Below are 8,340 nucleotides of genomic sequence, written 5' to 3'. Positions count from 1 at the left end.
ATTCGGTTATCACGCTCAAGCGGAACGAAGCGATAGGCCAGTTCGACCTTTTCGCCGGCTTTGCGGAAGCCGAGTCAGAGTCGTCGCTCAGCATCGATATCCCGGACCTGCCGGAGTGGGAAAAGAAGGACAAACTCTCCTTCGAACGGGACATGCTGGGGCTGTACGTCTCGGACCACCCGCTTCAGGGCCTTGAAGGGGTGCTCAGCCAGCACGCCGAAATGAACATCACGTCCGTCCTGGGCGAGGACGGGCCGCAGGACGGCGCCATCATCACCATCGCGGGCATGATCACGTCGCTGAGCCGGCGCATCGCGAAGGCCAGCGGCAACGCCTACGCCCGGGCGGAAGTGGAGGACCTGGGCGGTTCAATGGAAGTGATGTTCTTCGGCCAGGTTTACGGGCCCATTGCCTCGGTGCTTGCCGAGGACCTGATCGTGGTGGTCAAGGGACGCCTGCAGAAGCGTGACGACGGCGCCATCACGCTCAACTGCATGGAACTGTCCGTTCCGGACCTGAGCGAAGGGCTGAACGGGCCGCTGGTGATCACCATGCCCACCCACAAGGCCACGGAGACTGTGGTCACTGAGCTGGGCGATGTGCTCCGGACACACCGAGGGAACTCAGAAGTCCGCCTGCACCTGCAGGGCGACACCCGGACCGAAATCATGGGCCTGCCGGTCCACCTCCGCGTGAACCCCAGCCCGTCGCTCTTTGGCGACCTGAAGGTACTTTTGGGCCCGGCCTGCCTCGACGCCTGAGGGCGCCGGGAGGGGCAGCAACCAGCAGCCGAGGGCGGGAGCGAATCCCGCCCGCGGCCCCGGGTGCGTTCAGTAAAGCTGTCAGATTTCGTAGGCGAGCGGCACGGGCGGGCTGTAGCCGCCGCTGTGGTAAAGCAACGGCGATCCCTCCCCGCCCACCTGGCCGTCAACCACCTGGACCACCACAACAGCGTTGTTCTCGAACGAGAGTCGCATCTGCACCTCACCGATCAACCACCCAGCCACGTCCTTGAGGATCGGCACCCCGTGGGGCCCGGTAGCCCAATGGTCGCCCTCAAAGCGGTTGCCGGCGCCGGCAAACCGGTCTGCGAGTTGTTGGTTCTCCAGGCCAAGCATATGGACCCCGAGATAGGTGGTGTTGGCCACGGCAGGCCATGACCGTGAACTTCGCGCCATGTTGAAGGTGAAGCGCGGCGGCTGCGCTGACAGCGACGCTACGGACGTGGCGGTGAATCCGAACGGCTTGTCCTGGAAGTTGACCGTGATGATGGCAACGCCCGCGGCATGGCGCCGGAACATCTCCCTGAACGTCCGCTCGAACGGTACGTCATTTACGGTCACGGGTACTCCTGTGGTGGATGGCTGCGATCTCCTTCAAGGGTATGGGCCCCTTGGCCAGGCAGGGAATCTCTTGAAGCCCCACGTCCGGCCTTTAAGCCGCTGGAACATTTGTTAAGGTTTGTTGCATGACGAAAACAACCCGCCGGGCACTTCCCCGGTTGCCCTGGGCCCTGCTCGCGGTCCCGGCAACTGCGGGCGTGCCTGCGGGAATCCTCTGGTGGTTCCTGGCGCCGGGCGGCCTGAACCTGATCACCCGGGACCCTGCCCTCGGCGCCGGCACCAACCCCCACGTGTGGCTGCCAAGGGACCTCACGCTCGCCGGGCTGCTGGTCTTCGCCGGGTGCCTCCTGGCAGTGTTCCTGACAAGCAAAAAGCGCCGTGATCCGCAGGCCGACCTATTGATGGGGCTCGCCGGCGCCTTTTGCGGCGCCGTCCTCGCCTGGCAGGTTGGTGTGCTGTCGGCAGACCTTTGGGGGCCTGAGGTGGACGCCTCGGCCAACGCCAGCATTGCCTTTTCGCTGCGCTCCCTGCCCGTGCTGCTGCTGTGGCCCGCTGCCACTGCTGTGTCCGTCTTCGTGCTGGAGTTAATGCATCTCCTGGGCAGGAAGGACGACGGCGGCGCGGACAGTTCGCCGTACCCTGCAGTTGGGCCCGTAAAATAGTGCGGTGACTATTTCTTCCGAGTTTCCCGCCACCCCCGCCGCTTCCGCCGTGAGCTTCCGGACCGTTGACCTTCGAGGCCGGAACCTGACGCTCGCGGGACTGCGCGCTGCGGTGCCGCGCGCCCAGGGCCAAACGGTAGCCGACGCGGAGGAAAAGGTCCTCGACATCATCACGGCCGTCCGGCAGCGGGGTTTCGATGCCCTGGGCGAACTGGCCCTTCGTTTCGACGGGGTGGCGCAGAACCACCCGCTCGTCCCGCAGGAGGCCCTCTCGGCGGCGCTTCAGGAGCTGGATCCGGCGGTCCGCCAGGCGCTGGAGGAATCGATCAGCCGGGCGCGCCGGTTCGCCGACGGCCAGCGGCCCCGCAACGTGGAGGTCCAACTCGGGGACGGCGCGCTGGTCAGCCAAAATTGGGTGCCGGTGGCGCGTGTGGGGCTCTACGTTCCCGGCGGCCTGGCCGTTTACCCGTCCTCCGTGATCATGAATGTGGTTCCGGCCCTCGCAGCGGGGGTTGGATCCATTGCCTTGGCATCGCCTCCGCAGAAGGAGTTCGGCGGCCTGCCCCATCCCACCATCCTTGCGGCTGCTGCACTGCTGGGCATCAATGAGGTGTACGCCATCGGCGGCGCCCAGGCGATTGCCGCCTTTGCCTACGGGGTACCTGCAGCGGAGGCCGGTCCGGCCCTGGAACCGGTGGACGTAGTGACCGGGCCGGGCAACATCTTCGTCGCCACGGCCAAGCGCCTGGTGAAGGGTGCAGTGGGCATCGATTCCGAGGCGGGCACTACCGAAATCGCCATCCTGGCAGACTCCACGGCTCAACCTGCCCTGGTTGCCGCCGACCTCATCAGCCAGGCCGAGCACGATCCCAAGGCAGCCTCGGTGCTGATCACGTATTCCGAGGATCTCGCAGCTGCCGTACGCACGGAACTGGACCGGCAGGCTGCGGCTACCAAGCACTCCGGACGGGTCCGCGAAGCACTGTCAGGCCCGCAGTCCGGAGTGGTCCTGGTGGACGACCTGGAACAGGGCATAGCTGCCTGCGACGCGTACGCCGCCGAACACCTGGAAATCATGACCCGCGATGCCGCCGGCGTGGCTGCCAGGATCCGGAATGCAGGAGCCATTTTTGTTGGGGACTACAGCCCAGTCAGCCTGGGGGACTACTGCGCCGGTTCCAACCACGTCCTGCCTACCAGCGGCACGGCTGCCTTTTCGTCCGGGTTGAACGTCATCACGTTCCTGCGTGCCATCCAGGTGGTGAACTACACCCGCGAGGCGCTGGCGGAAGTAAGCGGGCACATTCTCAGCCTGTCGGGGGCAGAAGACCTCCCCGCCCACGGCGAGGCGGTGACGGCGCGGTTCTCCGGGGGCCGGGACCTGCCAGGCTCCGATATCTAGTAGTACCAACCACAACATGTAGTAGTTACAGGCTTGTGATTAGGCTGCGCCGGGACGTAAACTTAGAGGCGGTATCGGGCTGCCCGTGCTTCATCCGGGAAGCGCATCACAGCGAAGAACATCCAGCGAAAGAAGGGACGCCATGTATTGTCCGTTCTGCCGCAACCCCGATTCACGGGTGGTGGACAGCCGCATGGCGGACGACGGCTCGGCCATCCGCCGGCGCCGCCAGTGTCCTGAGTGCGGTCGCAGGTTCACCACAGTGGAGACCACCAGCTTGTCCGTGATCAAGCGATCCGGCGTGGGGGAGCCCTTCAGCCGCAGCAAGGTGATCAACGGTGTCCGCAAGGCCTGCCAGGGACGCCCGGTCAGCGAGGACGACCTCGCGCTGCTCGCCCAAGAAGTCGAAGAGCAGATCCGCTCATCCGGCGCCGCCGAAATCGATGCCCACGAAGTGGGACTCGTTATCCTTGGTCCGCTGCAGAAGCTGGACAAGGTGGCCTACCTCCGCTTTGCGAGCGTCTACCAGGCCTTCGAATCCCTCGAGGATTTTGAAGCGGCCATCGCCCTGCTCCGCCAGGAAGCAGAAGAGGACGCAAAGCGCACCCCTGGCAAGGGCGCCAAAAGCTCCGAAAAGACTCCCCTGTAAGATCCCGTGGCGCCAGTGGAGGGGAAGCCGCAGCCACCATCGGCACCACACCTGCCGCCCTCAGAGGGCCAAACTACCTTCCCCCTGAAACGGGCAGCACGGCGCCGGTGATATAGCCCGCCTCCGCTGACATAAGCCACAGTACCGCCGCCGCAACCTCATCGGGTTCAGCGCCCCTGCCAAGCGGAATAGTCGGGTTGAGCCGCTCAACGCGGTCCGGCATTCCGGCGGCAGCGTGAAGGCCGGTGTTGGTGCTCCCGGGGGCAACTGCGTTCACCCGGATACCCTGGCGCGCCACTTCAGCCGCCAGGCCTGTGGTTAGCACATCCACGGCACCCTTTGAGGCCGCGTAGTGCGCCCAGGTGCCGGGGGAACCCGCCTTGGTCGCAGTGGAGGAGATGTTGATGATGGATCCGCCGGCGCCACCGGCCTGGGTGTCCAGGCGGCGCACGGCCTCCTGGCACACATAGATCGTCCCTGTCACGTTGACATCCATGACGCGCCGGACGGCCTCGGCAGGCACGTCCACGAGATTTCCGATCAGGTTGCCGGTGATGCCCGCGTTGTTCACTACTGCTGTCAGCGGCCCAATCCGCGCGGCGGCGTCGAACAGAGACCGGACGGCAGCGGGATCACTAACGTCGGCCCGGGCACTGACTGCCGTGCCGCCGTCGTCCGTGATGTCCCTTACCACGGCCGCGGCACCGCCAGCATCGGCGGAGTAGTTGACCACCACCGCGTAGCCGGTACGGGCGGCCAGCCGGGCGATGGCGGCGCCGATGCCCCGGCTGGCACCGGTTACCACCATAACGCCGCGGGTGGCGCGGCCAGAAGCATCGCTCACAGCTATTTTGCGAGCTTGTGCTTCAGTGCGATTTCGATGGCGGCGCCTACGATGCCGGCCTCGTTCCGCAGGACCGCAGGCACGATCGGCGTGCGGAGCTTGAGGTTGGGCAGGTACTCGTCTGCCCGCTTGGAAATGCCCCCGCCCACGATGAACAGTTCGGGGGAGAACAGGAACTCAAGATGGGAGAAGTAGCGCTGCAGCAGGACGCTGTATTCGTCCCAGCTCAGGCCGTCCCGCTCACGGGCCACTGCGGAGGCTTTGGTTTCCGCGTCGTGGCCATCGATTTCCAGGTGGCCCAGCTCGGCGTTCGGTACGAGCTTGCCGTCGAAGATAAAGGCTGAGCCGATTCCAGTGCCGAGGGTGATCACCAGGACCGTGCCCGCAACCCCGGCCCCGGCGCCATAGCGGGCCTCCGCGAGTCCGGCGGCATCGGCGTCGTTGATGACCTCAACAGGACGGCCCAGGCGCGCCGTCAGGAGGCCGTCGATGTCAGTGTTCAGCCAACTCTTGTCCACGTTGGCTGCGGAGTGCACAACGCCGTGCTGGATGATTCCGGGGAAAGTGACGCCCACAGGGGAGCCGGCAGCGGGCGCCTCGGGGCGTGCCGAGAGTTCGGAAACCACCAGTGCCACGGCCTCGGCAACCGACTCCGGGGTGGCCGGCTGCGGGGTGGGAATGCGGAACCGTTCACCCAGCAGCTTGCCCTTCTTCAAGTCGACAATGCCGCCCTTGATTCCCGTGCCTCCGATGTCGATGCCGATCAGCGGGGCGTTCTTGTGCGACTTCTCGTCCTTCTTGGCCAATGGGTTTCCGTTCGTGGCAGGGGCGGGCAGGGAGGGGCGGCGGGAAGCCGGCCCCGGGGCAGTTAAGTGGTCAGCGGCACTGGCTGACCGGTAAAGGTGTGGGCAGCTTGGTATTGCTGAGGGTTAGGGCTGGGTCAGGATCTCCGCGCCGGACTCGGTGACCAGCAGGGTGTGTTCAAACTGGGCGGTGCGCTTGCGGTCCCGGGTCACAACCGTCCAGTCATCGGCCCACATGTCCCATTCCACGGTGCCCAGCGTCAACATCGGCTCAATGGTGAACACCATGCCCTGCTCAATCACCGTGCTGTAGGCGGGGGCGGCGTCGTAGTGCGGAATGATGAGCCCGGTGTGGAAGGCTTCGCCGACACCGTGCCCGGTAAAGTCCCGCACTACGCCGTAGCCGAAGCGCTTGGCGTAGGACTGGATTGCGCGGCCGATCACGTTGATTTCACGGCCCGGGGCAACGGCCTTGATGGCACGGTTGAGGGATTCCTGCGTCCGTTCCACGAGCAGGCGCGACTCCTCGTCGACGTCCCCTACCAGGAAGGTGTAGTTGGTGTCGCCGTGGACACCGTCGATGTAGGCCGTAATGTCGATGTTGAGGATGTCGCCGTCGTTGACCACTGTAGAGTCCGGGATCCCGTGGCAGATGACCTCGTTCAGTGACGAGCACAAGGACTTGGGGAATCCCCGGTATCCGAGGGTGGAAGGGTATGCGTGGTGGTCAAGGAGGAACTCGTGCCCCACCTTGTCCAGTTGGTCGGTGGTGACTCCAGGCCCGATGTGCCTGCCCACTTCAACAATGGCCTGCGCGGCGATTTTTGCGGCCACACGGATCTTTTCAACGGTTTCCGCGGACTTGACCTCGGAGCCGGTGAACTTCGTGGGTGCCGGCCGGCCCACATACTCGGGGCGGGGGATGGACGCCGGTACGGGACGCTGCGGGCTGACGGTTCCCGGGGTAAGGGTGCCGATGGGTGCAGTCGAGGCAAGGGAAGGCATAGATTGATCATATAAGGCACCACAGAAGGCCTAACAACCGGGAGCCGCGTCTGTCCCGCGTAAAGGTTTAAGTTACGCGCGTCACGCAGCTTCCTGCCTGCCGGAACGGGGAACAACGATGACTGAGTACTGGTACAACATCAAGACCCACGAGGTGGAGGAGGACCGGCTCTCGGACTGGAGCCAGCTGATCGGACCCTATAAAACCAGGGAAGAAGCGGAGCACGCCCTGGAGAAGGTCCGGGCCCGCAATGAAGCCTGGGAAAAGGACGACGACGACTGACGAGGCCCCACGCAGGCCGGCTTTACCGCCGGCTTGCTTCCTGGAACCGGAGGCTAGAACGTGTGCTCGGGCCCGGGGAACTGGCCGGTCCTGACATCCTCACCGTACGCAGCGGCGGCCTCAAGGAGTGTGGTCCGAAGGTCCGCGTACTGCTTGACGAACTTGGCCATCCTGCCGCCCCGCAGCCCGGCCATGTCCTGCCAGACCAGCACCTGCCCGGTGGTCTCCTTGCCGGCGCCGATGCCCACCGTGGGGACGGTGACGGCCTTATCCACCGCTGCCGCCGTCTCCGCGGGGACCATTTCCATCAGCACGGTGAAGGCGCCGGCCTCAGCCAGCGCGACGGCGTCGTCAATCAGTCGCTGGGCGTCGTCGCCGCGGCCCTGGACACGGTAACCGCCCAGTGCGTGCTCACTTTGCGGCGTAAAGCCGATGTGGGCCATCACCGGAATCCCCGCCTGCACCATGGCCCGGACGGTCGGCGCATAGTATTTCCCGCCTTCGATTTTGACGGCATGCGCCAGGCCTTCCTTCAGGAACCTCACGCCCGCGGCAACGGCCTGCTCCGGGGAGACCTCGTAGCTGCCGAACGGCAGGTCGGCCACGATGAGGGCGCGCTTGGCGGACCTTGCCACTGCACGGCACAGGGGCAGCAGCTCGTCCACGGTCACCGGCAGGCTGGTCTCATTGCCGTAGACATTGTTGGACGCCGAGTCGCCCACGAGGAGCACCTCAATGCCGGCGGCGTCGAAAATTTCTGCCGTGTACTGCTCGTAGGCGGTCAGCATCGCGAATTTGGTGCCGTCATTCTTGGCCTGCTGGAGGTGGTGGAGGCGCACCTTGGCCGGCTTCCGCTCCGAGGATGGCGGTGCGCCCTGGCCGGGCCCGTTGCCGTAGGGGGCGGGGACGCCGGCGGACATGCTTGAGTCGGGGCGGTTGCTTGAGGCCATGGCATGAGCGTAATGCGGTACCGGTAGTCCTAGCTACAGGCGGTGTCTCCAGCAAGGGTGATTCGCGTCATAACGGAGGCATCGGCGGCGGCTGCCACCGTGGCTGCCGCTGGTGCCATTCTCCGGCTGCCGTGTTAACGCTGTGTTACGCGGCCCGCAGGCTCCAGCATCGGCGGCAATTCTTAGTACAGTGTTTGTGAACTGCTGCCGGCTTTCTGCGGACCGGGGCATGGACGTTGACCGGAGAAGAGGCCATCATGGACCGCCAGCAAGAGTTTGTCCTGCGCACGATCGAAGAGCGCGACGTACGTTTCGTGCGCCTGTGGTTCACCGACGTCGTGGGTTCACTCAAGTCCGTGGCGCTGGCGCCGGCGGAAGTAGAGGGCGCCTTCGAGGAAG

10 protein-coding genes and 1 pseudogene are annotated in these 8,340 nt (G+C 65.3%); 6 read left to right on the top strand and 5 right to left on the bottom strand.

Annotated features, from left to right (window positions below):
- The coding region (locus AC5RWX_RS27495) for an OB-fold nucleic acid binding domain-containing protein (protein WP_494099429.1) at nucleotides 1-761 on the top strand (761 nt) is incomplete at its 5' end.
- An 81-nt stretch (nucleotides 762-842) separates the two neighbouring features.
- On the opposite strand, the gene AC5RWX_RS27490 is transcribed toward AC5RWX_RS27495, so the two are convergent.
- Nucleotides 843-1,343 (bottom strand): flavin reductase family protein, encoded by a 501-nt coding sequence (locus AC5RWX_RS27490; RefSeq protein WP_494099428.1) that lies wholly within the window; start codon nucleotides 1,341-1,343, stop codon nucleotides 843-845.
- 125 nt (nucleotides 1,344-1,468) lie between these two features.
- On the opposite strand from AC5RWX_RS27490, the gene AC5RWX_RS27485 reads away from it, so the two are divergent.
- From AC5RWX_RS27485 to nrdR, 3 genes are all read left to right on the top strand, one after another.
- On the top strand, nucleotides 1,469-2,005 hold the full coding sequence (locus AC5RWX_RS27485) for a hypothetical protein (RefSeq protein WP_494099427.1): 537 nt from the start codon (nucleotides 1,469-1,471) through the stop codon (nucleotides 2,003-2,005).
- A gap of 4 nt (nucleotides 2,006-2,009) precedes the next feature.
- Nucleotides 2,010-3,407, top strand: a complete 1,398-nt coding sequence (gene hisD / locus AC5RWX_RS27480) for a histidinol dehydrogenase (RefSeq protein ID WP_494099426.1) — start codon at nucleotides 2,010-2,012, stop codon at nucleotides 3,405-3,407.
- A gap of 142 nt (nucleotides 3,408-3,549) precedes the next feature.
- Nucleotides 3,550-4,056: a transcriptional regulator NrdR gene (nrdR, locus tag AC5RWX_RS27475; protein ID WP_494099425.1), complete on the top strand. Its 507-nt coding sequence runs from the start codon at nucleotides 3,550-3,552 to the stop codon at nucleotides 4,054-4,056.
- 73 nt (nucleotides 4,057-4,129) lie between these two features.
- On the opposite strand, the gene AC5RWX_RS27470 is transcribed toward nrdR, so the two are convergent.
- The 3 genes from AC5RWX_RS27470 to map all read right to left on the bottom strand — a co-directional run bounded on the left by AC5RWX_RS27470 (nucleotide 4,130) and on the right by map (nucleotide 6,708).
- Nucleotides 4,130-4,864, bottom strand: a complete 735-nt coding sequence (locus AC5RWX_RS27470; protein ID WP_494099430.1) for an SDR family oxidoreductase — start codon at nucleotides 4,862-4,864, stop codon at nucleotides 4,130-4,132.
- Between the two features lie 38 nt (nucleotides 4,865-4,902).
- Nucleotides 4,903-5,706, bottom strand: a complete 804-nt coding sequence (ppgK, locus tag AC5RWX_RS27465) for a polyphosphate--glucose phosphotransferase (protein WP_494099424.1) — start codon at nucleotides 5,704-5,706, stop codon at nucleotides 4,903-4,905.
- Nucleotides 5,707-5,829: 123 nt separating this feature from the next.
- A complete protein-coding gene (gene map, locus AC5RWX_RS27460; protein ID WP_494099423.1) occupies nucleotides 5,830-6,708 on the bottom strand; it encodes a type I methionyl aminopeptidase in 879 nt (292 codons plus the stop codon).
- Between the two features lie 118 nt (nucleotides 6,709-6,826).
- Here map and AC5RWX_RS27455 point away from each other — a divergent pair, with 118 nt between their 5' ends.
- Nucleotides 6,827-6,991 carry an SPOR domain-containing protein gene (locus AC5RWX_RS27455; RefSeq protein ID WP_494039446.1) on the top strand — a complete coding sequence of 55 codons (165 nt, stop codon included), beginning with the start codon at nucleotides 6,827-6,829 and terminating at the stop codon, nucleotides 6,989-6,991.
- 53 nt (nucleotides 6,992-7,044) lie between these two features.
- On the opposite strand, the gene panB is transcribed toward AC5RWX_RS27455, so the two are convergent.
- The gene (gene panB / locus AC5RWX_RS27450) at nucleotides 7,045-7,941 is read right to left on the bottom strand and encodes a 3-methyl-2-oxobutanoate hydroxymethyltransferase (protein WP_494099422.1); all 897 of its coding nucleotides are present in this window, start codon (nucleotides 7,939-7,941) and stop codon (nucleotides 7,045-7,047) included.
- A 257-nt stretch (nucleotides 7,942-8,198) separates the two neighbouring features.
- Here panB and AC5RWX_RS27445 point away from each other — a divergent pair.
- Nucleotides 8,199-8,340, top strand: a pseudogene (locus AC5RWX_RS27445) (glutamine synthetase); the annotation flags it as partial.

This window comes from Arthrobacter sp. SPT-J7, assembly GCF_059089965.1.
The sequence above is the reverse complement of the archived record's forward strand: the minus strand, read 5'-3'. Positions and strand labels throughout refer to the sequence as shown.